The organism is uncultured Treponema sp. (assembly GCF_945873775.1).
Taxonomy (GTDB): Bacteria; Spirochaetota; Spirochaetia; order Treponematales; family Treponemataceae; genus Treponema_D.
The window spans coordinates 1-25,650 of record NZ_CAMCEC010000003.1; the positions used below are offsets into that span (position 1 = coordinate 1).

General features: G+C 42.8%; 24 protein-coding genes. 10 read left to right on the forward strand and 14 right to left on the reverse strand.

Annotation, left to right across the window (positions count from 1 at the left end):
- The first annotated feature begins 372 nt into the window (after positions 1-372).
- From prs to Q0N70_RS02405, 4 genes are all read left to right on the forward strand, one after another.
- Positions 373-1,626, forward strand: coding sequence for a ribose-phosphate diphosphokinase (prs, locus tag Q0N70_RS02390; protein ID WP_294013314.1), 1,254 nt, complete (start codon positions 373-375; stop codon positions 1,624-1,626).
- Between the two features lie 82 nt (positions 1,627-1,708).
- Complete coding sequence (locus Q0N70_RS02395; protein WP_294013317.1) at positions 1,709-2,947, forward strand: FGGY-family carbohydrate kinase; 1,239 nt, start codon at positions 1,709-1,711, stop codon at positions 2,945-2,947.
- Between the two features lie 14 nt (positions 2,948-2,961).
- Entirely contained in the window at positions 2,962-3,618 is a 657-nt protein-coding gene (locus Q0N70_RS02400; RefSeq protein ID WP_294013322.1) for an HAD family hydrolase, read from the forward strand.
- A 45-nt stretch (positions 3,619-3,663) separates the two neighbouring features.
- Complete coding sequence (locus Q0N70_RS02405; protein ID WP_294013327.1) at positions 3,664-5,013, forward strand: MATE family efflux transporter; 1,350 nt, start codon at positions 3,664-3,666, stop codon at positions 5,011-5,013.
- 201 nt (positions 5,014-5,214) lie between these two features.
- Here Q0N70_RS02405 and purA read toward each other — a convergent pair whose 3' ends face one another.
- Positions 5,215-6,441 carry an adenylosuccinate synthase gene (gene purA / locus Q0N70_RS02410; RefSeq protein ID WP_273354632.1) on the reverse strand — a complete coding sequence of 409 codons (1,227 nt, stop codon included), beginning with the start codon at positions 6,439-6,441 and terminating at the stop codon, positions 5,215-5,217.
- 45 nt (positions 6,442-6,486) lie between these two features.
- Entirely contained in the window at positions 6,487-7,995 is a 1,509-nt protein-coding gene (locus Q0N70_RS02415) for an IMP dehydrogenase (RefSeq protein WP_294013336.1), read from the reverse strand.
- A gap of 490 nt (positions 7,996-8,485) precedes the next feature.
- On the opposite strand from Q0N70_RS02415, the gene Q0N70_RS02420 reads away from it, so the two are divergent.
- Positions 8,486-10,579 carry a methyl-accepting chemotaxis protein gene (locus Q0N70_RS02420; protein WP_294013339.1) on the forward strand — a complete coding sequence of 698 codons (2,094 nt, stop codon included), beginning with the start codon at positions 8,486-8,488 and terminating at the stop codon, positions 10,577-10,579.
- Between the two features lie 85 nt (positions 10,580-10,664).
- Positions 10,665-10,850 carry a helix-turn-helix domain-containing protein gene (locus Q0N70_RS02425; RefSeq protein ID WP_294013343.1) on the forward strand — a complete coding sequence of 62 codons (186 nt, stop codon included), beginning with the start codon at positions 10,665-10,667 and terminating at the stop codon, positions 10,848-10,850.
- Between the two features lie 201 nt (positions 10,851-11,051).
- Here Q0N70_RS02425 and Q0N70_RS02430 read toward each other — a convergent pair whose 3' ends face one another.
- Together Q0N70_RS02430 and Q0N70_RS02435 are read right to left on the reverse strand one after the other, a co-directional pair.
- Complete coding sequence (locus Q0N70_RS02430; protein WP_013702270.1) at positions 11,052-11,480, reverse strand: hypothetical protein; 429 nt, start codon at positions 11,478-11,480, stop codon at positions 11,052-11,054.
- 466 nt (positions 11,481-11,946) lie between these two features.
- Positions 11,947-12,534 carry a master DNA invertase Mpi family serine-type recombinase gene (locus Q0N70_RS02435; RefSeq protein WP_294013351.1) on the reverse strand — a complete coding sequence of 196 codons (588 nt, stop codon included), beginning with the start codon at positions 12,532-12,534 and terminating at the stop codon, positions 11,947-11,949.
- A gap of 109 nt (positions 12,535-12,643) precedes the next feature.
- On the opposite strand from Q0N70_RS02435, the gene Q0N70_RS02440 reads away from it, so the two are divergent.
- Positions 12,644-14,005, forward strand: coding sequence for a DUF2130 domain-containing protein (locus tag Q0N70_RS02440; protein WP_294013354.1), 1,362 nt, complete (start codon positions 12,644-12,646; stop codon positions 14,003-14,005).
- 298 nt (positions 14,006-14,303) lie between these two features.
- Here the strand turns inward: Q0N70_RS02440 and Q0N70_RS02445 are convergent, their stop codons facing one another.
- The 3 genes from Q0N70_RS02445 to Q0N70_RS02455 all read right to left on the reverse strand — a co-directional run bounded on the left by Q0N70_RS02445 (position 14,304) and on the right by Q0N70_RS02455 (position 17,464).
- A complete protein-coding gene (locus Q0N70_RS02445; protein ID WP_294013357.1) occupies positions 14,304-15,020 on the reverse strand; it encodes a leucine-rich repeat domain-containing protein in 717 nt (238 codons plus the stop codon).
- Positions 15,021-15,595: 575 nt separating this feature from the next.
- Positions 15,596-16,540 (reverse strand): DNA methyltransferase, encoded by a 945-nt coding sequence (locus tag Q0N70_RS02450; protein WP_294013360.1) that lies wholly within the window; start codon positions 16,538-16,540, stop codon positions 15,596-15,598.
- A gap of 276 nt (positions 16,541-16,816) precedes the next feature.
- Positions 16,817-17,464 (reverse strand): TetR family transcriptional regulator, encoded by a 648-nt coding sequence (locus Q0N70_RS02455; protein ID WP_294013363.1) that lies wholly within the window; start codon positions 17,462-17,464, stop codon positions 16,817-16,819.
- A gap of 278 nt (positions 17,465-17,742) precedes the next feature.
- Here Q0N70_RS02455 and Q0N70_RS02460 point away from each other — a divergent pair, with 278 nt between their 5' ends.
- Positions 17,743-19,128 carry a TrpB-like pyridoxal phosphate-dependent enzyme gene (locus Q0N70_RS02460; protein ID WP_294013366.1) on the forward strand — a complete coding sequence of 462 codons (1,386 nt, stop codon included), beginning with the start codon at positions 17,743-17,745 and terminating at the stop codon, positions 19,126-19,128.
- A gap of 143 nt (positions 19,129-19,271) precedes the next feature.
- On the opposite strand, the gene Q0N70_RS02465 is transcribed toward Q0N70_RS02460, so the two are convergent.
- From Q0N70_RS02465 to Q0N70_RS02495, 7 genes are all read right to left on the reverse strand, one after another.
- Positions 19,272-20,132 (reverse strand): LysR family transcriptional regulator, encoded by an 861-nt coding sequence (locus Q0N70_RS02465; RefSeq protein ID WP_294013369.1) that lies wholly within the window; start codon positions 20,130-20,132, stop codon positions 19,272-19,274.
- A 47-nt stretch (positions 20,133-20,179) separates the two neighbouring features.
- Entirely contained in the window at positions 20,180-20,398 is a 219-nt protein-coding gene (locus Q0N70_RS02470; protein WP_294013372.1) for a hypothetical protein, read from the reverse strand.
- A gap of 236 nt (positions 20,399-20,634) precedes the next feature.
- The gene (locus tag Q0N70_RS02475) at positions 20,635-21,270 is read right to left on the reverse strand and encodes a Vat family streptogramin A O-acetyltransferase (protein WP_294013375.1); all 636 of its coding nucleotides are present in this window, start codon (positions 21,268-21,270) and stop codon (positions 20,635-20,637) included.
- A 39-nt stretch (positions 21,271-21,309) separates the two neighbouring features.
- Positions 21,310-21,582, reverse strand: coding sequence for a Txe/YoeB family addiction module toxin (locus Q0N70_RS02480; protein WP_294013378.1), 273 nt, complete (start codon positions 21,580-21,582; stop codon positions 21,310-21,312).
- The gene (locus Q0N70_RS02485; protein WP_294013383.1) at positions 21,582-21,839 is read right to left on the reverse strand and encodes a type II toxin-antitoxin system RelB/DinJ family antitoxin; all 258 of its coding nucleotides are present in this window, start codon (positions 21,837-21,839) and stop codon (positions 21,582-21,584) included. The genes Q0N70_RS02480 and Q0N70_RS02485 overlap by 1 nt, the downstream gene beginning before the upstream one ends.
- An 80-nt stretch (positions 21,840-21,919) precedes the next feature.
- Complete coding sequence (locus Q0N70_RS02490) at positions 21,920-22,489, reverse strand: TetR/AcrR family transcriptional regulator (RefSeq protein WP_294013386.1); 570 nt, start codon at positions 22,487-22,489, stop codon at positions 21,920-21,922.
- A gap of 405 nt (positions 22,490-22,894) precedes the next feature.
- Positions 22,895-23,935, reverse strand: coding sequence for a hypothetical protein (locus tag Q0N70_RS02495; RefSeq protein WP_294013389.1), 1,041 nt, complete (start codon positions 23,933-23,935; stop codon positions 22,895-22,897).
- Between the two features lie 273 nt (positions 23,936-24,208).
- Here Q0N70_RS02495 and cas2 point away from each other — a divergent pair, with 273 nt between their 5' ends.
- Entirely contained in the window at positions 24,209-24,499 is a 291-nt protein-coding gene (gene cas2 / locus Q0N70_RS02500) for a CRISPR-associated endonuclease Cas2 (protein WP_273352445.1), read from the forward strand.
- 16 nt (positions 24,500-24,515) lie between these two features.
- A protein-coding gene (gene prfB, locus Q0N70_RS02505) for a peptide chain release factor 2 (RefSeq protein WP_169309765.1) occupies positions 24,516-25,650 on the forward strand; the annotation gives its coding sequence in 2 pieces (ribosomal slippage) (positions 24,516-24,584 and positions 24,586-25,650; 1,134 coding nt in all).

Below are 25,650 nucleotides of genomic sequence, written 5' to 3' on the forward strand. Positions count from 1 at the left end.
AGTTGTATTTTTTTTAGAATTAGTATTGACAACTTGGGGCCTTATATGTGTTATATACCTATAATTATAGTGAGTTTATTTGAAATGACAACTTAAACGGCAAAAAAAGTGAAAAAAGTTTGTTTTGTGTCATTCCCTTGCTTGATTTCTTTGTCATTCCTGTGCTACGACACAGGAATCCTTGTACAAGAGATCCTCCGGTCGAGCCGGAGGATGACAGGGAGCTGGTCGAGATAATGACAGTGGAAGAAAATCGATTTTGGTTACAAAATTCGTCTTAATTGACCTATGTTCCATAAAACGGTATTATATGCGTAAAAGTTCTACTTAAATCTTCTGCTTTCAAAAAAATCTAAATAAGGGGTAAGAATAATGCCGTATTCTGAGCCAACTGATCTTGCTGTTGTAGCGTGTCCGGGCGGAGAGTCTTTCGCCAACGAAGTCATCACACATTTGCGCCACATGTATAAGCACCGTTTTTCTTTGAAGAGCGATGTTATTTCAAAACGCTATGGACTTGAAAAGGAAAATATCGTTCAGCAGATTAACTTGAAGAATGATATTGAAACTAGCGACCTTTGCATCCGTGGTGTAACGGACAAGTACCGCGCGCCGTTTTTTAAGGTTAATGCAAGGTTCACATATTTTGCAAACGGAGAATTCAAGACAGAACTTTTGGATTGCATCCGCGGAAAAGATGTTTATATTTTTCAGGATGTTGAAAACCACGAAAAGCTTGCTCTTAACGACGGAAAAAATGTTCTTAGCCTAAGCGTAAATGATCACGTTATGAGCCTTCTTGTTACAATTGATGCTGTGCGTCAGGCTGGAGCGCGCCAGATTACTTTGGTTTTGCCTGCTTATCCTTACAGCCGTCAGCATAAAAAGAAGAGCCGCGAAGGTCTTACCGCCGCTCTTTTGGGACACATTTATGAAATGATGGAAGTTAAGCGCATTATCACGCTTGACCTTCATTCACGCGAAATTGTAAATGCGTTTGCCCATACTCACTGCGAAAATCTTCATGCTTCTTACCAGATTATCCGCGAGCTTGCACGTGTAGTTGATCTTACAAAAGAAGATCTTGTTGTTGTAAGCCCGGACACTGGAGCAATTGACCGCAATAAATTCTATGCGACTGGTCTTAAAAAGCCGCTTGCCATGATTTACAAAGAGCGCGACTATTCAATTGTTACTCAGGATGCAAAAAACACAAACATCAAGAGCATAAAGCTTTTAGGCGATGTTAAGGGAAAAGTTGCTTTCCTTGCAGACGATATGCTTGGCACTGGCGGAACTTTGCTCAAGGCAATGGGATTTTTGCATGAGCAGGGCGCGACAAAAGTTATTGCCGCAATCAGCCTTCCGTTCTTTACAGGAAATGCGATTGAGCAGTTTGATGAAGCGTACAGCAAGGGCTTGTTCTATAGAATAATTGGAACTAATGCGGTTTACCACGAAGAGCTTTTAAAGCGTGAATGGTACATCAGCACAAATGTTTCTGGTCTTTTTGCAAACGTAATCACAAGGCTTCACCACGACCAGTCTTTGAGCGATTTGCTTGACAACCGCACAATCATAGACAAGCTTATAAAAGTTTCAACTCCAGCTGAAAAAAGCGAGTAATATTCTAAACGACATATTTCTTTTTGATGAATGATTTCTATAAAAGCTGTATGCCGTTGTTGTTTTTGGAAAATTGTTTTTTATGGAACAAACCGTTCTTGCCGTTGATATTGGAACATCTTCTTTAAAGGCTGCCTTTGTTTCTGAAAAAGGAAAAGTCTATGCGTTCAGCCGCCGTCCGTTTTTACTTTGCAACACGGAGTACGCTTCAAAGGAATGGCTTCCTGCTTTTCAAAATGCTTTGCAGGATTTAGTTTCCCAGTCGCCAGAAGTTCGTCCAAGCGGAATTTGCGTGAGCGGAAACGGACCTACACTTGTTGCCCAGTCCGGCGAAACTCTTTTGTGGAACGAAAAAGTTCTTCAGCTAAAATCCAGTTCTCTTTTTATTCCGCGCCTGCTTGCGTTTAAAGACAAGTTCCCTGATGTATGGAAAAAGAACGAGCTGGTCTACAGCGGTCCTGAATATTTTCTGTGGCTTCTTACCGGGGAGTCTTGCACAATTCTTCCTGAAAAAAGATTTGAGTCCGCATATTGGAACAAGCAGCTTCTTTTGGAAAGCGGATTCTCGGCTGATGAAATAAACAAGCTTCCTTTATTTGCAGAGCCTTCACATAAGCTTGCAGGACTTTCAAGAAAAGCATCTTCATTTTTGGGCGCGGAAGAATTTGGAATAAAAGAAGGGCTTCCTGTTTTTTGCGGCACTCCAGATTTTATTTCTGCGCTTGTTGGCACTGCGACTGTAAAGCCGGGCGTTTTGTGCGATAGGGCAGGTTCAAGCGAAGGTCTTAACTTCTGCACGGCTGTTCCTCTTGAAGGTGAAAAAATAAGGACGCTTCCTTCTGTTGTTCCGGAACTTTGGAACGCTTCTGTTTTGCTTCCTGATTCAGGCTCAAAGTTTGATTCTTTTAAATTGAAAATTGAACGCGAGCTTGGAAGCCAGATTGAATATTCGGTTCTTGTTCAGGAAATAATAGGAAACGACGGAACAAATGCTTCTTTAGATCAAGGCAAGTATCTTATGATTCAGACTGCGCTGAATTTAAAAGATGCGCTTGGAATTTTAAAAGATGCCGCTGCAAAAAAAAGAATTCCGTTTCCTGATGAAATGCGAGTTGCAGGCGGACAGGCAAAAAGCGCGCTTTGGAATCAGATGAAGGCCGACATAACTGGAATGAAAATTTCAGTTCCTTATTGCCCTGACGCAGAACTTTTGGGAGATGCCGCGTTTGCATTTACAGCGTTGAAAGTTTTTCCTAATTTGGTTTGCGCATCTGAATCCTTGTTTTCCAAGGCGGAAACTTTTTATCCGCAGAACTACTAAAGGCTTGGGCGCACGTGAAGTTTTATTCAATTCCTAGGAAAATTAAAACTTTTATTTTTGACATTGACGGAACTCTTTACACAAGCCCGGAATTTGTTGCGGAGCAGGTTGATGTTCAGATTCGGCATTACGCGCACATAAACGGCATTTCCGAAGATTCCGCAAGAAGCATGATTGAAGACTACAGAAAAAAATGGAGCGCGGAACACGGTGGAAAAAAAATCAGCTTGGGAAACACTTTTCCTGCGTTCGGTGTGGATATTGAAACTAGCATAAAGTGGCGCAATGAGCTTTTGCAGCCGGAAAAATTTCTTTCGCCAGATTTAAAGCTAAAAGAATTTCTTGGGGAGCTAAAAAAATCTTTCAACTTAATTTGCGTTACGAACAATCCTGTAAAAGCCGCAAGAAGAACTTTGGCGGCAGTTGGAATTTCAGATCTTATTCCAGAAGTAATTGGACTTGATACTTGCATGAAGTCTAAGCCCGCAAAGGAAATGCTTGAGCTTGCCGCAAAAAAGACTTCAAGTGAATTCAGCGAGTGTGTTTCTGTGGGCGACAGATTTGACATAGACATTGCGCTTCCGCTTGAGCTTGGCATGGGCGGAATCCTTGTAGACGGCGCGCATGATGTAGTAAAAATCCTTGACGAAATCTCTGATAAAATCTATTGACTAAAAAAATTCTTTGCTGTATAAGTTTGAACTTCGAGGTGTTTTATGGCTCAAGAAAAACTTATTGACAAAGTAAACGATACTCCGCTTAGAAAAATCGCTTATCCGCTTGTAATTGAAAATCTTCTTTTTCTTGCATTTTCCAGTATTGATGTTTTTATGTTGTCTGGATATTCGGACAAGGCAGTTGCAGCTGTCGGTCTTATAACCCAGTACACTTGGTTTCTTCTTGTCTTGCTGCAAGTGATTCCAAACGGCGCGACTATTTCCCTTACAAACTTTTTGGGAGCAGGGCAGGTTGAAAAGGCCAAAAAGATTTCCAGGACGGCATTGCAGATGGTCATTGTGTTCGGCTTGTTTTTTGGACTTGCGTTTGCGTTTTTAATTCCGCAGATTCTAAAAAAATACAACATTGACGATGAAGTGCGCTTGTTTGCAAGCCAGTACGCTTTTATTTATTCAGCGTTTTCTGTTTTCAGCGGAATTTCTATTGTTCAGTCTTCTATTTTGCGCAGCTACGGACACACAAAAGATGCGATGGTTGTAAACGCAATTGCGAACTCTTTAAATATTGTGGGCAATGCTCTTGCTTTGTACGGCTGGTTTGGTCTTCCGATTTTGGGTGTTAAAGGCGTTGCAATTTCCACAGTGGCAAGCCAGTTTGCGGGAGCTATTATTCTTTCTGTTAGAATCGCTTGCTTAAAAGATTCAAGATATTCAGTAAAAAATCCGTTCAAGATTGTAAAAAGCGAATGGAGACAGATTCTTAAAATTGGAGTTCCTACTGCCGGCGAAAGCGTTTCCTGGAATTTGTCGCAGCTGGTTATAATGATAATAATTACAACATTTGGAACAGAAGCAATTGCTGCGTTCACTTATCTTATGACGATTTTGCGTTTTATCTACATGATTGCGATTTCCATAGGAACGGCTTCTCAAATCAAGACTGGGCATTATTGCGGCGCAGGACTTCAGCAGACTGCATACAGAAATGTTTTTTGCTACCAGATGTCGGGAAGCGCGGTGAGCCTTTTTATTGCGACTGTGATTTTTATTTTCCGTCATCAGATGATTGCGTTTTTTACCACGGATGCGGCGATTACTTCTATAATACTTTCTGTAATGCCGGTAACATTTTTTCTGGAGCTTGGGCGTTCCATAAATGTCATTATCATTCCGTGCCTTATGGCTTCTGGCGACATTCACTTTCCTGTTGGTGCCGGAATCTTTTCAAACTGGATGATTTCAACTTTGCTTTCTTATGTCTTTGCGGTTTTGTTTGGCTGGGGATTTATTGGAGTTATAATTGCGATGGCGTGCGATGAGCTTTTCCGCGGAATTCTGATGATTCTTAGATGGAAATCAAAAGTCTGGATGTATAAAAAGGCTGTGTGAAAGGTTTATTAGGCAAATGGCAATGGGGATGCCTCGTAAGTATCTTTTCTGTCATTTTCAGGCTTGACAGTATGTCATACTCCGGCTTGACCGGAGTATCTATTTCAGATTCCCGCATCAAGTGCGGGAATGACATTTATTTTTGCCGTATCAAGTACGACAATGACAAAATAAGTCAAGCATGGGAGTGACAGCAAGTGTTTACTTTTTCCAAGGATTTTTGCGGATGAATGTTTCGTCACGCTCGTAGCCTACGGAAATAATGCTTACTGGTGTGCCGGTGAATGCTTCAATGAATTCAACATAAGCACGCGCATTCTTTGGCATTTTTTTGTAGCTTCTGCATTCTTTGAGCGAAGTTTTCCAGCCGGAAAATTTCTGAAGAATTGGCTTTGCGCTGTTAAGCTGGTCAATGTTTGCAGGAAAGTCTGTTACAATCTTTCCGTTTATTTCGTAGCCAACGCAAGCTTCAATCTGATCCATTGCATCGTAAATATCAAGATGTGTAAGAACAAGGCTGTCCAAGCTGTTTACACGGCAGGCATAGCGCAATGCAACCAAATCAAGGTAGCCGCATCTTCTGGCTCTTCCTGTTGTAACTCCGTATTCACGTCCTGTGTCGCGCACATACTGGCAAAGCTCGCCTTCGCTTGTGGCGTTGAACTCTGTTGGCATCGGACCGTTTCCTACGCGTGTCTCGTAAGCCTTGAAAACTCCAAGAATGTGGTCAAGATTGTGAGGACCGATTCCGCAGCCTGTAGCAGCTCCCGCCGCGCAAGAAGCTCCGGAACTTACATAAGGATATGTTCCAGAATCAATGTCGAGCATTGCGCCCTGTGCGCCTTCAAAAAGAATGTTTTCCTTGCGGAATTCCCACATCTTTTGTGTAAGGTCTACACGCATCTGCAAAAGCTGTTCTTTGTATTTGTCAAGATAGTCAAGGTCTTCTTTTTCAAGGTCAGCAAGCTTTTCTGTCCAGTCCAAGTCTGCAAGCCGAAGTCCGTCGCGGTGCGCTTTTTCGCTGTATGCGATTCCTATTCCGCGTCCAGTTGTTCCGATCGGACGTTTGCGGGACGCATCTCTGTCTTTGTCCATCTGGCGGTATCTTGGAAGAATAAGGTGCGCGCGGTCAGAAATAAATACTCTGCCTTCCCAGTCCACGCCGTTGTCTTTTATCATCTTAAGCTCTTCGAACAGGGCTTCCGGATCGATTACCATTCCTGCTCCAAGAAAAACCTTTTTGTCTGAATAAAGGATTCCGCTTGGAACTTGATGAAGCGCAAATTGTTTTCCATCTACAACAATTGTATGGCCTGCGTTCGGACCTCCTGAATAGCGGACAACATATTTTGCGTCTTTTGCAAGGTAGTCTACAATTTTGCCTTTTCCTTCATCGCCCCACTGAGCGCCAATGATAACAACATTCATTTATAATTCCTCCAAGGCTTTTTGCCTAGAATTTTTAATTTAGTTTCAGCTGTGAATAGAAGTGTTGCGTACTGTAACGTCGTGCGCGCTTCCTTCGCTGATTGTTGTAGATGAAACAAGTGTAAGTTTTGCTTTTTGCTGAAGTTCTGGAATTGAAAGCGCGCCGCAGTTGCACATTGTGTGGATTACCTTGCTCATTGAAAGTGAAACATTGTCGTGCAAGCGTCCGGCATAAGGAACATAAGAGTCAACGCCTTCTTCAAACGCCATTCCCTTTTTTCCGCCGAGGTCATAACGCTGCCAGTTGCGCGCCCTGTTGCTTCCTTCGCCCCAGTATTCCTTTACGTAGTTTCCGTTGATTATAAGCTTGTTTGTAGGAGACTCATCGAATCTTGCAAAGTAACGTCCGAGCATTACAAAATCCGCGCCCATTGCAAGAGCAAGTGTTATGTGGTAGTCGTGAACGATTCCGCCGTCTGAGCAGATTGGAACGTAGATTCCTGTCTTTGAGTAGTATTCATCGCGCGCTTTTGCAACTTCGATTGTAGCTGTGGCTTGTCCGCGTCCAATTCCTTTTTGCTCGCGTGTAATGCAGATTGAGCCGCCGCCGATTCCGATTTTTACAAAGTCCGCGCCGTTTTCTGCAAGGAACATAAATCCTTCGCGGTCAACAACGTTTCCAGCTCCAACTTTTACATCTTTGCCGAATTTTTCGTGGATGTCGTGGAGAGCTTTTGCCTGCCATTCTGAATATCCTTCGCTTGAGTCAAGGCACAAAATGTCAACACCAGCCTTCAAAAGAGCTGGAACTCTTTCCATATAGTCGCGTGTGTTGATTCCTGCTCCAACAATGTATCTGTGGTTAGTGTCCATAAGCTCATTTGGATGAGTTTCGTGGTTGTCGAAGTCTTTTCTGAATACAATTGAAACAAGATGATTTTTGTCATCGATTATAGGAAGCTGATTTACTTTGTGCGCCCATATTAAATCGTTTGCTGCGCTCAAAGTGATTCCGTCTTTACCTGTAACAAGTTTTGCAAAAGGCGTCATGTATTCGCTTACTTTTGAATTTGCAGGAACGTGGTCGATTCTAAAGTCGCGCTCTGTGATAATTCCTTCAAGTTTGCCGTGCGCAGTTCCATCGTCTGTTACGGCGATTGTGCTGTGTCCAGTTTGTTCTATTAAAGATACAACTTCTTCAAGAGTCTGATCCGGGCGGATATTTGAGTCGGAAGTTACAAATCCTGCTTTGTATGATTTTACGCGCGCAACCATTGCCGCCTGGTTTTCGATTGTCTGCGAACCGAATATAAAGCTGATTCCGCCTTCTTTTGCAAGGGCAATTGCCATTTTGTCATCAGAAACCGACTGCATGACTGCGCTTACCAAAGGAATGTTCATTGAAAGCGAAGGTTTTTCGCCTGATTTTTTGTTGAATCTTACAACAGGTGTTTTCAGTGAAACATTTTCTGGAATGCATTCTGCGGATGTGTAGCCGGGAATTAACAGATACTCACCGAATGTGTGAGACGGTTCTTCGTAAAAGTATGCCATTTTGCCCTCTTGAAATGAAATTTGGCAGCTATAGTGCCTTAGAAATTTCAGCATATTATATAAAAAATGCCCTGTTCTGTCTATTCTTTAGTTATGGAGGAAAAAAACAACTAGCTCGTAAGCGAAGCGATTCAATCGCCTTTTTCTCTCCCTCCATGCCACCATCCTTTCCTTGCAACACTTAGGGCTGCGCCTTAAGAACCTGCTTGAATTACAATGTATTTTGTCATTATCCTACTTGACCCGATAATCTATTTGTTGTTGTTAAGTGGACTCCCGTGTCGGGGCATGGAAATGACAATTCGCTGAATATGCGGTAAGAAAAAATGCATGCGAATTTTATGTATAGAGGCAGTTCTATACAAACAAATCGCTTGACAATGTTGACTGGGGGGGGGTATTATTATTTTGTTTTTTGATTGCAAAGATGCAATTGCGGCAGCATCCCTGGAGGCGGGATAAATTTTAGTTGCAGTTGCAGGGGGGATATATGCAAAAAAAACTTTTTTCGAGCCTAAAGGCACGCCTTTTAGTTTCCATTATTTCAATAATTATTGTTTCAAATTTGTTTCTTGTTTGCTTTTTATTTGTAAATTCACGAAACGAACTTATGAAATCCCTTGCTGAACAAAACTCAAACTTCACGTATTCTACCGCACTGCAGATTCACAACATAAATGACAGGGAATACAAAATGCTTGATTCCCTTTCAAAACTGCCGCTTATTCGTGATGAATCTGTAGACATTAGAAAAAAATGGGAAATGATAAATGCCATTAGCAAGGAAGATTCTTCTTATATTGGAATGGCAATTTATGATGAGAAAGGCATAGGTTATACAACTACAGGAAAATATCAGGACTTGCACACAAGAGAATATTTAACAAAAGCCCTAAAAGGAAACGTTTCTATTCTTGATCCAAACTGGAGTCCCGTAAATGGAAAGCTTTCGACTTTTTACGCTGTTCCTTTTTATGGTCAGGACAGCCGGCAGGCAGGTGCTGTTGTTGCTGTTGTAGATAGCCTTGGACTTTGCAAGACAGTTTCTGAGATGATTATGGGAAAAAATTCTCATCCTTATGTAATTAATATTAAGACTGGAAAATATGTGGCGCACTCCGATGTTGAGTTTTTAAAGCAGGAAAAAAGCCTTTATGACAATGTTCCGGCAGAGCTTGAATCTGTTATAATGAAAATAAAATCTGGAGAATTTGGCTCTGAATTCTGCGTTGATAAAAATACAAAAAAAGAATACAGCGTTTCTTATTATCCTGTAGGCGGATATACTGACTGGACTGTAATCTGTTCTGCTCCTGCTGATGACTTTTTGGGTGGACTGAACAGGCTTTTTTTGCTTGCTGTTGTGATTTTCTGTGTATTTACGTTTTTTGCGGTTTTCATAGTTTCAGCATTCGTCTTGAAACTTTTGAAGCCGCTTAATGTTTTAAAATCTTCTATAAAAATGATTGCTTCTGGAAATGGAGATTTGACAAAAAGAATCGAAATTTATTCAGATGATGAAATTGGTGAGGTTGTTTCCGGATTCAATGAGTTTATAGAAAAATTGCATAAAATTATAAGCGATGTAAAGGCTTCAAAGGATAGGCTTCTTTGTTTTGATTCAAAGTTGCAGTGTTCGGCAGAAAAGTCAAATTCTTCTATTTCAAATATTGTTTCAAATATTGATATAGTGAATGAGGAAATTTCAAAGCAGTCAAATTGTGTGGATGCTACAGCTGATTCTGTACGCGAAGTTGCGGACAATATAAGCAGGCTGGATAGTCTTGTGCTTGAGCAGGCAAAAGGCACAGAAAATGCATCTGCCGCTGTTGAAGAAATGGTTGGAAATATTCATTCTGTAAATAATTCTGTTGAAAAGATGGCTGAAAGATTTGAAATGCTTCTTTTGGATGCTCAGAACGGCTCTTCCATGCAGGACAATGTTAGTGAAAAAATAGCGCACATAGCGGGGCAATCGGCAAGTCTTCAGGATGCGAATGCTGTTATTGCATCTATTGCTGAACAGACGAATCTTCTTGCTATGAATGCCGCAATCGAAGCTGCTCATGCAGGAGAGGCTGGTAAAGGATTTAGTGTTGTTGCCGATGAAATTAGAAAACTTTCAGAAACATCTTCTTCCCAGTCACATAGTATAAGCGAGCAGCTGAGCGGAATACAGAATTCTATATCAGATGTAGTTTCTGCTTCGGAAGAATCCACAAAGTCTTTTGATTCTGTTGTTGAGGAAATAGAAGCTACAAACCAACTTATGCAGGAAATAAAAAATGCGATGCTTGAGCAGCAGGAAGGTTCTTCGCAGATAAACGAATCTCTTGCGATTATGAGAGACAGTTCCAATGAATTCAAGTCTAAATATGAAACGATGAATGAAAAGAACAAGTCTATTCTTGAAGAGGTATCAAAATTAAAAGAGGCGACTTCTGTAATGAATATCCGAATCTCTGAAATGGAGCAGGATATTTGTTCTGTTTCTGATACTGGAAAGTCTTTGTTTAAAATTTCAAATGATATGAGCGATTCTATAAGGAATATTGGCAGTAGAATTGATGAATTTAAAGTTTGAATCTAAACTGTCTCTGGAAACTTTAGTTTTTAGAGGCAGTTTAGAAATAAAAACTTGTTTTTAAAATAAAATCAGGGAACAGATTATGGGAAAGCAGAAATTTTCTATAGAGTTTAAGCTTGAAGTTATAGGAAAGTACGAGATGGGAACTTGCGGCTACAAAAAGCTTGCAAAGATGTACGGACTTTCCCGGGACACTGTGCGCAGCTGGGTCTTGAATCCAAAGTTAAACCCTAATAAAAATCCAGAAGAAGAAACAACTGCGCAATGATGACCATCTTTCATTGTCGTACTTGACTATTTGTCATTATCCGGCTTGAAAAACTGTCATTATCTGGCTCGACCAGATAATCTATGTGCAGTGATTCCCGCATCAAGTGCGGGAATGACAGAAAAAGTCATACTGGGGAATGACAAAAAGGTTGCGCCATGCAATGGCAATAAAAAAACACAAATGATGACAGTGAAATTCTTATCCTCTTTGTTTTAGTGCGGAAAGATTTTTTTCTAGCAAAATAAGGCGGTTCTTTAGCTCCCGTACTTGATCAAGACTTTTCATTATCTTGGACTGCATATATGTGTCCGCAAGTATTCCGTCGAAAAGAAAATCCGCGAATGTTGCAAATGTCATTGTGTTCATTCTAAAATCCACAGGAATTACAACCTGCCTAAGTTCCGCCTGAAGTTGCTGCAAAAGAAAACTTATCTGGTTCATTATGTCTGCCGCCGTATTCAGCTTGTAATGCTTTATAAGGTCAACGAGCGTTCCTCCACCGAACATATCAAGAAATCCCCAGTTGCGCGCGCTTTTGAATTTCTTTTCCGCCGCTTCTACAAGTGGAAGTATTTGCCGTATAAGTGCCAATGCCCGTTCGAGCCTGTTTTTTTCAATTTCGTCCATAGCCTTAACTATAAAATAAATAGAAGAAACTTGCAAATTTTATCAATCCCTATGGAAATTATTCATCAGGCGGCGGAGTGGTTGTTAGCTAAGCCAGAACTGTTTGATGTAAACATTTTTCTGTAGTATTTAGAAAGAAAGTAAATGCCCTATTCTCCCGGTCGCCTCCATATTTTTGGGTTATAAAGTCGTCCAATGTGTTGCAAACGAATGGGATGCTCTAATTTTTAACTCTTTAATATAAATTCCGCAAAAAGAATTTGTGCCTGTGCTTACGAGAGCTATAATGCAAAATCGGCGCTACAGTCAAACTGTATAACAGGCACAGACTTTAAAAATACGCTGTACAGTTTGTCTGTAGTTGTTATACAGCCAAACTGTAGCGTCGTCACAGGAAAACTGTATAGCTTATACAGACTGTCCTGGATCTTGTCTCTCTTTCATTGCCGTGCTTGACGCGATAAATTTACGCCCTCAGGCATCTTCTTATGGTGTTGCGGGAAACGCCGACAAAATGCGCGATTCGGTTTATGCTCATGCCCCAGCGGTGCATTGTCTTTATCTGGAATTCTGCGCCGTCCAAAAGATGCTCGTTGTTTTGTCTTCCCTTGGGACGGCCGAGATGCACGTTCTGCGCCCTTTTGAGCGCGAGGGCTTCCTTTGTGCGTTGGCTTATCAGGTTGCGCTCTATTTCCGCGCTCAGTCCGAACGCGAACGCAAGAACCTTGGACTGAATGTCGTCTCCGAGGCGGTAACTGTCCTTTATCGTCCAGATCCGCGCGCCTTTTTCCATAATCAGGTTCAGAATCGACATAATCATAAAAAGACTTCTGCCTAGACGCGAAAGTTCGCTGCATATAATCAGGTCGTCTTTGCGAATGTGCGAAAGAAGCCTGCCCAGCTCGCGTTTGTCCGGCGTGAGCGTTCCGCTGATTGTCTCCTCAATCCAGGCTCCCACCTCAAGCGAATTCTTTTTGCAGAACCGCAGAATCTCGAACCGCTGGTTTTCCACCGTCTGTCTGTCCGTGCTGACCCGAATGTAACCGTAAACCATAATGATAAGATAATCATTTTTAGGTGGAAAGGAAAATTCTTGTTAATCTGTGCAGTTTTTGCAAAAAATGGTATATATTATATTTGCATGGCAAGAAATGAGGTGAAAAATGAATATAAAGTGTCCTAACTGCGGGCAGCTGATTGCACTGGAGCAGAATGTTTATGATTCGATTGCGAACGATGTGCGCAACGAGCAGTTTGAAAAAGAGCTTGAAAAACGCGCGGTATCCTTGAGCAAGGAAAAAGATGCTGCGGTTCAGCTTGCGGTCTCAAAGGCACAGAACGAAAAGGAAAAGGAAATTGCGGCTTTGGAGTCCAGGCTTTCAAAACTGGCGGCGGAATTTGAGGCTGAAAAGCAGAAATCAAAGTCGGACTTGCAGATTGCTTTGGCGGAAAAAAATCAGCAGATTGTTAAAATTTCTGCGGAGCTTGGGGCGGCAAAAGAAAAGTCGCAGTCGGAAATGAAAGTTGCGCTTGCCTCGAAGGAGCAGGAAATTGCGGTTTTAAAAGAAAAAATTGATTCTGGCAAAAAGGATTCCGAGATTGCTGTGAAATCCGCAGTTCAGGACAAGGAAAAGGAAATAATTCAGCTTAAAAGCGACCTTGCAGTGCTTGAGAACAAGTCAAAAAGCGAAGTTTCTTCTATTAAAGAGCAGTTTTCGGCGCAGCTCAAGGCTAAGGATGAGGAAATTGCGTTCTACAAGGACTTCAAGGCGAAGGAATCAACCAAGAGAATTGGCGAGGACTTGGAGCAGTTTTGCCTTACGGAGTTCAACAAGAACCGCGCGCTGGGTTTTCAGAATTCGTATTTTGAGAAGGACAACAAGGTTTCGCGCTCTTCGGGCAGCAAGGGCGACTTTATTTTTAGGGAAGCAAGCAGCGAAGGCGTGGAATTCATTTCAATCATGTTTGAGATGAAAAATCAGGCTGACGAGACGGCGACCAAGCACAAGAACGAGGATTTTTTGAAGGAACTGGACAAGGACAGGAACGAGAAGGGCTGCGAGTATGCGGTTCTGGTTTCCATGCTTGAAAGCGACAACGACTATTACAACACGGGAATTGTGGACGTTTCGTACAAGTATCCAAAGATGTACGTGATTCGTCCGCAGTTTTTTATTCCGGTGATTACTTTTCTGCGGAACGCTGCCATGAATACTCTTGAGTCTAAGCGCGAACTTAGGCGGATTCAAGAGCAGAACATGGACATTACGCATTTTGAGGAGGACTTGAACCGATTTAAGGACGGATTCAGCCGAAACTACGACCTTGCAAGTCGCAAATTCATGAGCGCGGTTGAGCAGATTGATAAGGCGATTTCAAATTTGCAGAAGATGAAGGAGGATTTGCTTAGCTCCGAGAACAACTACCGCCTTGCGAACAACAAGCTTGAGGATCTGACCGTGAAAAAGCTTGTAAGGAACAATCCTACGATGAAGCAGAAGTTCGACGAGCTGAAAGGGGAGTGACGGGAAATTTGCCATTATTCAGGTTCACAGGATAATTCCATGAAATAGATTCCTGTGTCGCTGTACAGGAATGACGATAAATCAGTGTGATATTTGTCATTTTCGGATTTGACATTTTGTCATTCCCGTACTTGTTTTCTATGTCATCTTCGGGCTTGACCCGAAGATCTGTTGCAAAGAGATTGCTGACCGAGTTTGCTTCGCAAACATCGCGTGTCAAGCGCGATAATGACGCGGAGGTGAGTACGACAATGACATAATAATTTACGCCAAAAGATGACAGTGCATTCTAATATCACTATTGCCCAATATTTTTTAGCTCTTCGTAAATTCCTTCTGTTCCATCAGCAAGACAGACAATTTTTGCTTTCAGGAGTGCATCATTTGTTGCTCCAACAGAACTTGCATTCATATCTATATCTATTTTGTTCCAGTCATCCACAGTTCCAGCATATTTAATGGTAAATGATTTTTCTTTAGCGTCCAAACCACATTGAAAAGCGCCTGCACCTATTTTTGTAACAGTGGTTGGAATATGAACGGTCTCAAGAGAAGACCATCCGCAGAACATTTCAGCAAGTATTTCGGTAATACCGCTTCCGATTACAACTTCTGTAAGAGAAGAACAGTCTTCAAATGTTCCATACATCAAAGTTGTAACAGAATCAGGAATCACAATGCTTTCTAAGCTATAGCAGCCTCTGAAAGCCAATCCACCTATAGATGTCAGACCGTCAGGAAGATTAACGCTTGCAAGATTGCTGCAATATCCAAACGCATAATCTCCTATCGATTTGACGCTGGCAGGAATTGAAATTTCTGTAATTCCGGCATTGGCAAATGAGTCATTTCCAATAGAAGTTACAGTGTTTGGCAGCACAACTCCGACAAGATTATCCGTGTTATAGTTAGGATTTCCTTCGAATGCAGATTTTGGAATTTCAGTAAGATTTTCAGTTCCGCTCAAGTCCAGAATCACCTTTGCATCGGGGCAGCTCTTTTTTAGCTCAATCAATGCCGCTGCTATTTCAGAAGGAGAATTGCCTTCATTTCTTGTAAGAATGCTGTTGACATCGCCTGTAACGATGATTGTATGAGTGCCAGAAGAAAGACTTGAGATTTTATCTGTAATATTGTCAGCGGTTGCATAGATTTTTGGAATAATTGCTGCTACCTGTCCGCTGTCGTTCTCCGAACCGCCGCTTGAGCCGTCCGAACATGAAGTGAACGAGAGCGCAAGGCTAAGTGCAAGAATGCAGGCTAAAATCCAATGGGGGGGGTAGTGGAATGGGTATTAAATTTCATTTTGTCTCCATGAAAAATAGAATTTTTGTATATCTTTAATTATAGTGAGTTTATTTGAAATGACAACTTAAACGGCAAAAAAAGTGGGGAAATTTGCGGATTTTTTATGTCAATTCCGCACTTGGTTTCTATGTCATCTTCGGGCTTGACCCGAAGATCTGTTGCATAAGATTGTCGCGTCAAGCGCGACAATGACGCGGAGACGAGTACGGCAATGACATTTTGAGCGAGCCAGAGGATGACAGGGGTGGGCATGGAAGTTGCAAGATGTCTAGCTGGGCAATCCTACTTTCCCTGCCAGATTCCCGAATTCCTTTCCCAGAAGACACCGTCGCTGTACCCCTGAATTGACTTGTCGGTTTCCGCGAGGGCAAGGCGTTTTTCTGCAAAAAGACAATATTCCTCGTTCTGCTCGATTCCGCAGAATCGCCGGCCGAGCTTTTTCGCAACAACGCTTGCGGTTCCGCTTCCCAAAAACGGGTCAAAAACAATATCGCCGGGGCGTGAGCTTGCCAGAATCAGCTTTGCGTAAAGTTTCTCAGGTTTTTGTGTAGGATGATCTGTGTTTTCGGGCATTGACCAGAACGGCACGGAAATGTCATCCCAAAAATTCGAAGGATACGTAATCCGGAATTTTCCGTCCGATTCCTCATTCCAGTCCTTTGGTTTTCCGTCAGCTTTGTACGGCGCAAGAACTTTCCGCTTCATTTTTACGGCATCAACATCAAAATAATAGTCGTCCGGATTTTTTACCGCAAACCAGATGTCCTCCATTCCGTTTTTCCAGTTGGATTTTGCGCCGCGGCCTTTTTCACGCTGCCAGGTAATCCGGTTCAGAACGGCAAGCTCCCTTTCTATCGCACGCTGGAGCGATGAAGTGCATTTCCAGTCGCCGCACATATAAAGAGAGCCGTCGGATTTCAGCTTTTTACAGATCAGCGGAAACCATTCCGACAGATATTCGTCATAATTTTCCTGCGAGCGCGATGCGAACTTCATTCCGTTGAAATTTTTTGAAAGATTGTACGGCGGATCAATGATAATCAAATCGGCAAAATTATCCGGAACAAACTCGAGCATTTTCAGAATGTCGCCGTTCAGTGTGCGGTTCACAATGTCCGTTTCCGCAGAAATATTTTTCTCTGTAAGCAGGCGGTTTCTCAAACCTTCAATTTCCTGCGGTTCAAGCATCAATGTCCTATTGTTCGCCGCGCGTTCTTTTTCTTTCATCAGACTGTCCGTTTTTCAAGTTTGAAAGTTTCTCTATGGACACTATAAAATATTTTTAGAACTCTGTCATTGCCGGGAGTATGTATGAACTTTAGCAATTCTCTATGGACTGTCCATATAGGACTACTATGAGGTGTGCATAGCGTTCGCTATGGGGTGCTCGTAGAGTGCTCTATGGAGTGTCCATAGTGGATGCTATAGGTTGTCCATAGAGAGCTACTATTGATGCTCCATAGAATACTAAACGGAAGAAATGCCAAGTCTGCTATTGCTTCTTTACTGTTCCCTTACGCTCCACCTGATTTTCATCAGGACAAAGTCGCGCATATCCTCGTAGAAGTCCATTTTTGGCGGAGTTATTCCGATTTTCTGAAGAGCCTCTTTTATCAGCGGATTTTTGTAGCAGCTTACGGCGGTTGTCGCGGCGAACATCAGGACGCTAAGCTGGAGCTTGTATGCTTCATCGGCGGAAAGGGCGAGCATTGCGGAAAGCTTGTCGCGGAAAACGTAGGCAAAGTCGTAGTATTTTTTCTTGAATGAGGCGAGGCGGTCAACTGTAACATTCGTCTCGATAATCGGGTTCAAGTAGGAGACATAGCGCAGGTAGTCCTGGTTCGCGTTCAGTATTCCGGCCCAGACTTCGGCAATAACTTCCGGGGAAAATTTGTTGCCTTCCGGGAACGCTGAATTGAGCGCGTTGAAATATGCCGCCATTTTCTGCGCGGAAATCTCAAGAAAAATCTCTTCCTTTGTCGTAACGTATTTGTAAAGGTTCGCGCGGGACCAGGTGAGCTTGTCGGCGATTGTCGTGAGAGTGATTTCTGTGTACGGCATCTGCGCAAAAAGCGAGTCCGCCGCTTCCTTTATCTGGTTGAGTCTTTCTTCTTTCTGGTCGTCGCTCCGCGCGCGTATGTAGTTCTGCATTGGATAAGAATACCACACGGCGCAAAATTGTTCAATAAATGACGCGATGTTGCTAAGAAAAATCGGCGGATTGCCACTAGATTATCTGGTCAAGACCGATAATGACAATTCAACTTCTCCTGATATTCCAAGCATGACAGCGCAATCTCCACATAAACCGCAACATTTTTTGCACTGTTACTATTGACAGAATCATAATAAGGCTGTATATTACTATCTGTAGAAACAAGCGCAGGGCTGCTGCGTTGAAAACTTCACACCTTACAGGAGGTACATTTATGGACACAAAGAAAATCCCCTACAAAATCTACTTGAACGAAGAAGAGATGCCACAGCAGTGGTACAATATGAGAGCCGACATGAAGAACAAGCCAGCACCGCTTTTGAATCCGGGAACGCTCAAGCCTTGCACTGCGGAAGAGCTGGAGCACGTTTTCTGCAAGGAGCTTGTAAAGCAGGAACTGAACGAAACTGACCGCTACATTCCGATTCCCCAAGAAATTCTGGATTTCTACAAGATGTACCGTCCTTCTCCGCTCACAAGGGCTTACTGCCTTGAAAAGAAGCTCGGAACGCCGGCAAAAATCTACTACAAGTTTGAAGGAAACAACACTTCCGGAAGCCACAAGCTCAATTCGGCAATCGCCCAGGCATTCTACGCAAAGGAGCAGGGACTCAAAGGCGTTACTACGGAAACAGGAGCGGGCCAGTGGGGAACTGCAATGTCGATGGCGTGCGCATATCTTGGTTTGGACTGCCGCGTCTATCAGGTCAGATGTTCCTACGAACAGAAGCCTCAGCGCCGCGAGGTAATCAGAACTTACGGAGGTCATGCGATTCCTTCCCCAAGCATGGAAACTGAAATCGGAAAGAAACTGAACGCCGAATATCCGGGCTGCACAGGCTCTTTGGGCTGCGCGATTTCGGAAGCGGTTGAATACGCCACAAAGCACGACGGCTACAGATATGTTCTGGGCTCGGTTTTGAGCCAGGTTCTTCTTCACCAGTCGATAATCGGAATGGAAGCAAAGGCTGCGATGGACAAGTTCGGAATCAAGCCGGATGTAATAATCGGATGTGCGGGAGGCGGCTCGAACTTGGGCGGACTTATAAGCCCATTCATGGGAGAAAAACTGCGCGGCGAAAAAGACTACCAGTTCATTGCGGTTGAGCCGGCATCATGCCCAAGCCTTACACGCGGAGTGTTCGCCTACGACTTCTGCGACACAGGCGAGGTCTGTCCGATGCAGAAAATGTACACGCTCGGATCGCAGTTCATGCCAAGCGCAAACCACGCAGGAGGACTTCGATACCACGGAATGAGCGCAATCGTAAGCCAGCTCTACCACGACGGCTACATCGAGGCAAGAAGCGTTGAGCAGACGGAAGTTTTCAAGGCGGCTGAACTTTTCTGCCGTTCGGAAGGAACTCTGCCTGCTCCTGAATCAAGCCACGCAATCAAGGTCGCAATCGACGAGGCTCTCAAATGCAAGGAAACCGGCGAGGAAAAGACGATTCTGTTCGGACTTACCGGAACCGGCTACTTCGACATGAAAGCCTACGAAGCGTTCAACAACGGCACGATGAGCGACTACATCCCGACCGACGAGGAAATCAAAAAGTCAATTGATTTGATTCCGCGCTTCCCGGGAAACGAATTCTAAGAGGCAGAACAAAGTTGTGTTCTATCGCTGCTGGAAACGGATATTAAGTGGTTCTCTCCAGCGGTGATTTAGGATTCCAATTCTGCCCGGTTTCAGTTCTTTTGCCTGAGCCGGGCGGTTTGGATTTTATTGCTTTATACTTCTTAATTCCTGAAAAATTCCACAAATGCTTTTGCGGTCGGGTTTAGATTCGCGGATTTTTTCCATGCAAGAACCGAGGTCATCGGGTTGGCTTTTTCAAACGGAACGAATGTAAGACCATTGTAGCAGTAGATTTTTTCAACGGTGATTGCGGCGGCATTCTGAAGTTTTACAAGGTGCGTTATGTTTCCCGGCAGGTTGTAAGTTCCGGCGACAGTGATTTTTTCTGCGCAGTCGGAAAGCCACGCGGAAACTTCGCTCCGCATTGTTGTCCGCCACGGAAGATAAAGCGGAATTGTGGTCAAATCCTGCGGCGTTACGGACTTTTTTGAGGCAAGCGGATTGTCGCTCCGCACAAGAATTCCCCAGTGCTCCACAGTTTTTATTCGCACAAAATCGTAATGAAGAATCTCGACCGGCTCGCTCATCAGCCCGAAGTCCAGAATCCCCTGGTCAAGGCGGAATTTTATGTCGTCTGCAATCGCGCTGTAGATTCTGAAAGTGACTTTCGGATTCTGCCTTTTGAATTCCGCAAGTTTTTCGGCAAGCTCCAACATTCCCATATTCTCGCCGCACCCGAACGCAAGCTCGCCCGAAATCTCGTCTCCGTCATCGGAAAATTCCCGGCGGATTTTGTCTTCCAGCGAAAGCATTTCTTCCGCCCGCCGCTTTAAAAGAAGCCCCGCGTCCGTAAGCACAATGCAGTGGCTCGAACGCACAAAAAGCGTCTGCCCAAGCTCGTCCTCAAGCTGCGCAATCTGCCTTGAAAGCGCCGGCTGGCTCACGTTCAGCGACATTGCCGCCTTTGTGAAATTTTCCTCTTTCGCAACCGCCAAAAAATACCGCAAGATTCTAAGTTCCATTTTTATCCTATAAACTTATATAAATATTCCATTAGCAAATTTTGCCTTTAATTCACCTTTGAAAACACAATTTTCTTGTCTTTCAGTTTTACTTTCTCAACTTTGTAGCCGTAATCCAGAAGCTCTTTTTTGCAGTTTAAAAACGAATGGTCAAGTTCAATTCCCGCCACGTCTTTTATCTGGCTGAAAGACAGTTCCAGTTTTTCTTTATTCGTTTGTTTGAAAATCAAATCAATATAAATCCACAAGTCATTATATTTGCTCATCGTTTTTTTCCGCGAATCTCGCTGCTAAGTTGAATTCAAAGTTTATATTTTACTGCCATTATCGAGAATATCTCTTGTCATTATATGGCACAGCCACTTTGTCATTTTCGTGCTTACAACTTTGTCATTGTCGGGTTAAACCCGACAATCTCATGCAGTTATGAAACAGATTGCCCGGTCAAGCCAGGCAATGACAGTTTAGTTGCAATTTTTATCAAAATTCGAAATTGAACTCGTTAGTTTTTAATCTTCCTGATTTTCTCCAGGTCGCCGCTGCACAGGGCTTCCATATTGCGGAAAATTTTCTCCGCATCCCAGTCCCACCATTTCAGTTTCAGAAGATATTCCGTCAGCTCGTCGTCGAACCTTTTGCGGATGACTTTGCACGGATTTCCGCCTGCAACGCAATACGCGGGAACGTCCTTCGCCACCACCGAATTCGCCGCGATAATCGCCCCGTCGCCGATATGCACGCCCGGCATCACCGTCACGTTCTGCCCGATCCACACATCGTTTCCCACGACCGTATCGCCCTTGAACGGCAAGTCCTTCAGCTTTGGCGAAAACTTTTCCCAGCCGCCACCCATGATGTTAAACGGATAAGTCGTCACGCTGTACATCCTGTGGTTCGCTCCGTTCATCACAAACTCGATTCCCCGCGCAATCGCACAGAATTTTCCGATAATCAGCCTGTCGCCCAGAAAATCGTAGTGGTGCGTCACGTGCTCCTCGAAATTTTCCGCGCCGTCCGGGTCGTCGTAGTAAGTGTAATCGCCCACCAGGATGTTCTCACGCTTTACGACATTCTTGATAAACACAAGTTGGCGAATGTTCTCGTTCGGATAAATTTTATTCGGGTCTGGTCCGGTCATTTTGATTTCCTCCGCCGAAACTTTGTCCGGAATTTTTTATTATTTGTGATAATGAGTTCCACACTGCGCGATTTCAATGTATTTTTCGCCGTCTTTTTCGATTATCCGGTAGACAATACGGTTAAAAATATCAATTCTGCGGCTCCAGAATCCGGACAAATCTCCAGCAAGAGCTTCGGGCTTTCCGATTCCGTCGTAAGGATTGCGCTCAATGTCCTTCAGAAGCGCATTCGCCTTTTTCAACAGTTTTTTGTCTTCATTTTGCAGTTTAAGGTAGTCTTCCCATGCGAGGTCGTACCAAAGTTTTTTCATCAGTCAACCTCAATAAGTTCGTGTTCAGAAACATTAACTCCATTTTTGATGTCGGTAACTGCCTTTTTCAGAAAAGCCTGATTCTCTTCGCTCCAAAATGGGTCAGGTTCGGAAATTTTGAACGGAATTTCGTGCGTGCTCACAACTTTTTTCGCAAAAAGATTCACAGCGGCGGAAACTGTAAGCCCGACCGAATCACAGAACTTTTCAAATGCGTTTTTTGTCTTGTCATCCATTCTTATGCTAAGTGTTGCCATACAAACCTCTATAATTGTAATATATATCGTATACAATGTAATACACGCAAAACTCGATGTCAAGAAAATAAGCACATTTTCTACTTTCCTTCAAACTGCTCCATTCCTTTTATCATCACATCAAGCGAAAGTTCAAAACTTTCTTCAATTGAAATCGGGTTTCCGAACGAATTGTGAATCACCAGAAGCGAAAATCCTTCCAAAAATGCGCGGTAAGTACGCAAAAGATGGTTCGCGGCTTTACGGCTGATTTTAAGTTTGTCGGTCTGGGCAAAAAAGAAATCGTAAAGTTTTTCGGTCGACTGAACAAGCTCCGGGCTTTCGTATTTGTTGTACCAGAGCATCGCCTCAAAAACACCGGGATTTTCAATCGCATATTTATAGAAGAGATTTGCATATTGGCGCAAAGCCTCGTGCGCGTCGTCAGTTTTGATTTGCTCGGAAAGCGGCTCGATTCCATGCGTCCAGCCGTAAATCATCAGCGACTTCTGAATATCCTCCTGGCTTTCAATGTGGTTGTAAAGCGACGGTTTTTTAATTCCAAAATGCTCGGCAATCGTCGTGATTGTAACGTAACTCAAGCCATGCTCGTTCGCAAGCTGAGCCGCCGCCTCAATAACTTTTTCCCTTGTAAGACCCGCACGCGGCATAATTTCCTCCAGTTGAACAACTAATCTGATTAGTTGTTTTATAACGGCAGAGGATTATTTTGTCAAGAGAAAGGAGATTGCGAAAGGTTATCCAACTGTTATTCCCGTGCTTGATGCGGGAATCTTTTTTACTGACCGCATACAATTTCTGCTTGCGTTAAAATAACGTTTTCTGACTTGACGTAATTTCTTGAAACGTTATGGTAACGTTCCTTGAACTGGCGTAATTTCTTCAAATGTTATTTTAATTTTCTTTGACTGCGCATGATTTCAGACAGCGTTATTTTAACGTTTGTTGACTGCAAGTGATTTTGACAAACGTTACTGTAACGTTCGCTGTCCGCGTGCAATTTTTAAAAACGTTATAGCAACATTCATCATCTGCGCATAATTTTCTAAAACGTTTTATTCTATTTCAGCGGAAAAATTATCTAGTGTGCTTTCTGTCCATTTGCGGCTTAGTTCTGGATATGTTTCTTCAAGCGAAAGAAAATATGTGAGCGCAGACGGAAAATTTCCGGTGTAGTAATAAGATTCGCCAAGATAAAAATTCGCTCTGTCTGTAACTTGCTTGTTTCTGTTTTGCGCAAGGAATTTTTTCAGCGCGACAATTGAATCTGAATATTTTTTCTTTATAAATGAAGTGCGCAAGATTTCAAATAAAAGATATTCGTCTCCGCCTGCAGGACTTATCAAGTCTTCATCAAAAATATAAACCGGCAGAACTTTTGCTTGCTCTTTTTTTGATTTTAAAAGCGGCTGAATTTTTCGGCGTGAGCTTTCGCTGATTTGAGTTTCCGCTGGCTTTGAATTTTCACCAAGAACGTCTACAAGCGGCAACGGCATTTCGCGCATTTTGTCTTCGTATTCTTTTTTTTCCTGAGGAGTTTTTTTGATTGAAGGCTGTCCTAGATAAATTGCTGCGGAAGCTTTGATTCCTTCAGTTGTGGCGTTTACTCCCGGAAGCACAAGCCGGACTGGAGTTTCAGTTCTAAGCGATTTTTTTCCGTCGAGCTGCTCGTCATAATAAATTTCGCTGTTGCTTTGAGCTTTGCCGTTTTCCGAAATCATTGTGATTACGGCATAAAAATATTCGCTTGTGTCTCTTGGCGAGTCTGTGTATGAATCTGTAATTTTTTCTACAGTTGCCAAAGGCTGGCTGAATTCAATTTGACCGTAGCTTGTAAAAGGCTTTTTGCTTCTGTAGATTATAAATGAAGAAATTGAATCTGAATCGTTTTTTGGAAGAATCCAGCTTATTGAAATTTTTCCGTTTTCAGCCTGAATTGCGTTGATTCCTGTAACAACCGGTCGTTTGCTTTGCGCAAATAAAATTGAGGATGAAAAAATTAAAAGTGCCGATGAAAAAAATTTTCTAAATGAATTTGAAATTTCCATGTTTGTATTTTGGACTAAATTCCGCTGATTTTCAAGTGTATCTTGCATTCAGGGCAAAAGCATTATAAATAATTTAAGTAAAGTTTGCGCGAAGGAACGGTTCGTGGGGCAAAAACACTCTGATTGTTGCGACCGCGTGAGCGGGCAATTCTATAGTTACTTTGCAACAATCAGCGTGTAGCGCATTATTGCGCGATTTTGAACCAGAAAACCGTGTCTGGGAGCCAGTTTTATGCTGAATACATTTATAATGCGTTTGCCCTGATCTTGTATTTGGTGCGGTTTGACAATGTCTAGCGTTTGATTTATTCTATTATATGTATGTTTATTTCTGTAATTATAGAGCCGGGCGGACTTGATAGCGGCAAGATGATGGTGGATATTCTTTCCAGATATGGATTTCAGAAAATTCAGCGTTCTTGCTGGGAAAGTTTAAAGCTGAATGAAACAGAGCTTTCCGCCTTGAAAAAAGATTTGGACAGGGTTACTGATTACTATGATAAAATCAGAATTTATCAGTTTCCTTTGAACGGACTTTTTGTTATTACAGAAATGAAACAGAAAAAATGGCGCAAATGCTGTTTTAACGGAACTGCGCACCCTAAGAATTAAAAATTTGAGGACAATTATGATTGAAGATTTTCAGGAGCCTATTGCACAGCTGAAGGCAGATGTTTCGGCTGTTTGGGGGCGTCTTTGACGTTGATGACATCAATAAAAAAATAGCAGAAAAAGAAGCTCTTACAACTGCTCCCGGATTTTGGGACGACAATGCCAAGGCTACAAAAATAATGAATGACATTAAGCTTTTAAAGGGAAGAATTGAGCCGTGGCAGGATTTGGTTCAGCGGGTTGATGACCTTGAAGCTTTGTATGAACTTGGACTTGAAGAAAATGACAAGAGCATTGAGTCAGAATTAAAAGAGCAGTACGAAAAAGCAAAAGCCGATTATGAGCATCAAAGCATTTTAAATCTTCTTAGCGATGAAGTTGACAAGAACGACTGCTTTCTTTCTGTTCATGCTGGCGCTGGCGGAACTGAAGCTTGCGACTGGACATTTATGCTTAGCCGTATGTACCAAAGATGGGCGGAACGTCATGGATATAAAGTTGAAGTTCTTTCGCAGGAAGAAGCCGAAGGCGGACTCAAGTCAATCAACATGAAAATTTCAGGTCCTTATGTTTATGGATATACAAAGGGCGAGGCTGGAGTTCACCGCTTGGTTCGCATAAGTCCGTTCGATGCAAATGCAAGGCGGCACACTTCGTTTGCTTCTGTTTATGTTTTTCCAGTTCTTGACGACAGCATCGAAGTTAATATCGACCCAAAAGATTTGCGTGTAGACACTTACCGTTCCGGCGGAAAAGGCGGCCAGCACGTAAACAAAACTGAATCCGCAGTCCGCTTTACTCATATTCCAACTGGAATTGTAGTTGCTTGCGATAGTGAGCGCAGCCAGCTTATGAACCGTGCATCCGCAATGAGCATTTTAAAGTCAAGGCTTTATGAATATTACAAGGAAGAGCGCGAAAAGGAAAATTCAAAATTCGCAGGTGAAAAAAAGGACATTTCTTTTGGAAGCCAGATTCGTTCTTATGTTTTCCAGCCTTACACAATGGTAAAGGATCACCGAACAAAATATTCAGTTGGAAATATTCAAGGCGTAATGGATGGCGACATCGACGGATTCTTGGATGAATTCCTTTCAGCAAAATGGAAAGATCTTCCTTCTTCATCAGATGACGATGGAGATGATTTGTAG

Coding starts and splice junctions, on each gene's coding strand:
- Q0N70_RS02455 (WP_294013363.1), bottom strand. CDS start 17,464: ATGCAGAACTACATACGCGCGCGGAGCGACGACCAGAAAGAAGAAAGA.
- cas2 (WP_273352445.1), top strand. CDS start 24,209: ATGTTTATTTCTGTAATTATAGAGCCGGGCGGACTTGATAGCGGCAAG.
- Q0N70_RS02405 (WP_294013327.1), top strand. CDS start 3,664: ATGGCTCAAGAAAAACTTATTGACAAAGTAAACGATACTCCGCTTAGA.
- Q0N70_RS02420 (WP_294013339.1), top strand. CDS start 8,486: ATGCAAAAAAAACTTTTTTCGAGCCTAAAGGCACGCCTTTTAGTTTCC.
- Q0N70_RS02470 (WP_294013372.1), bottom strand. CDS start 20,398: ATGAGCAAATATAATGACTTGTGGATTTATATTGATTTGATTTTCAAA.
- Q0N70_RS02435 (WP_294013351.1), bottom strand. CDS start 12,534: ATGGTTTACGGTTACATTCGGGTCAGCACGGACAGACAGACGGTGGAA.
- Q0N70_RS02440 (WP_294013354.1), top strand. CDS start 12,644: ATGAATATAAAGTGTCCTAACTGCGGGCAGCTGATTGCACTGGAGCAG.
- Q0N70_RS02475 (WP_294013375.1), bottom strand. CDS start 21,270: ATGACCGGACCAGACCCGAATAAAATTTATCCGAACGAGAACATTCGC.
- Q0N70_RS02395 (WP_294013317.1), top strand. CDS start 1,709: ATGGAACAAACCGTTCTTGCCGTTGATATTGGAACATCTTCTTTAAAG.
- Q0N70_RS02485 (WP_294013383.1), bottom strand. CDS start 21,839: ATGGCAACACTTAGCATAAGAATGGATGACAAGACAAAAAACGCATTT.
- Q0N70_RS02480 (WP_294013378.1), bottom strand. CDS start 21,582: ATGAAAAAACTTTGGTACGACCTCGCATGGGAAGACTACCTTAAACTG.
- Q0N70_RS02465 (WP_294013369.1), bottom strand. CDS start 20,132: ATGGAACTTAGAATCTTGCGGTATTTTTTGGCGGTTGCGAAAGAGGAA.
- Q0N70_RS02490 (WP_294013386.1), bottom strand. CDS start 22,489: ATGCCGCGTGCGGGTCTTACAAGGGAAAAAGTTATTGAGGCGGCGGCT.
- Q0N70_RS02415 (WP_294013336.1), bottom strand. CDS start 7,995: ATGGCATACTTTTACGAAGAACCGTCTCACACATTCGGTGAGTATCTG.
- purA (WP_273354632.1), bottom strand. CDS start 6,441: ATGAATGTTGTTATCATTGGCGCTCAGTGGGGCGATGAAGGAAAAGGC.
- Q0N70_RS02430 (WP_013702270.1), bottom strand. CDS start 11,480: ATGGACGAAATTGAAAAAAACAGGCTCGAACGGGCATTGGCACTTATA.
- Q0N70_RS02425 (WP_294013343.1), top strand. CDS start 10,665: ATGGGAAAGCAGAAATTTTCTATAGAGTTTAAGCTTGAAGTTATAGGA.
- Q0N70_RS02450 (WP_294013360.1), bottom strand. CDS start 16,540: ATGAAAGAAAAAGAACGCGCGGCGAACAATAGGACATTGATGCTTGAA.
- prs (WP_294013314.1), top strand. CDS start 373: ATGCCGTATTCTGAGCCAACTGATCTTGCTGTTGTAGCGTGTCCGGGC.
- Q0N70_RS02495 (WP_294013389.1), bottom strand. CDS start 23,935: ATGCAAGATACACTTGAAAATCAGCGGAATTTAGTCCAAAATACAAAC.
- Q0N70_RS02460 (WP_294013366.1), top strand. CDS start 17,743: ATGGACACAAAGAAAATCCCCTACAAAATCTACTTGAACGAAGAAGAG.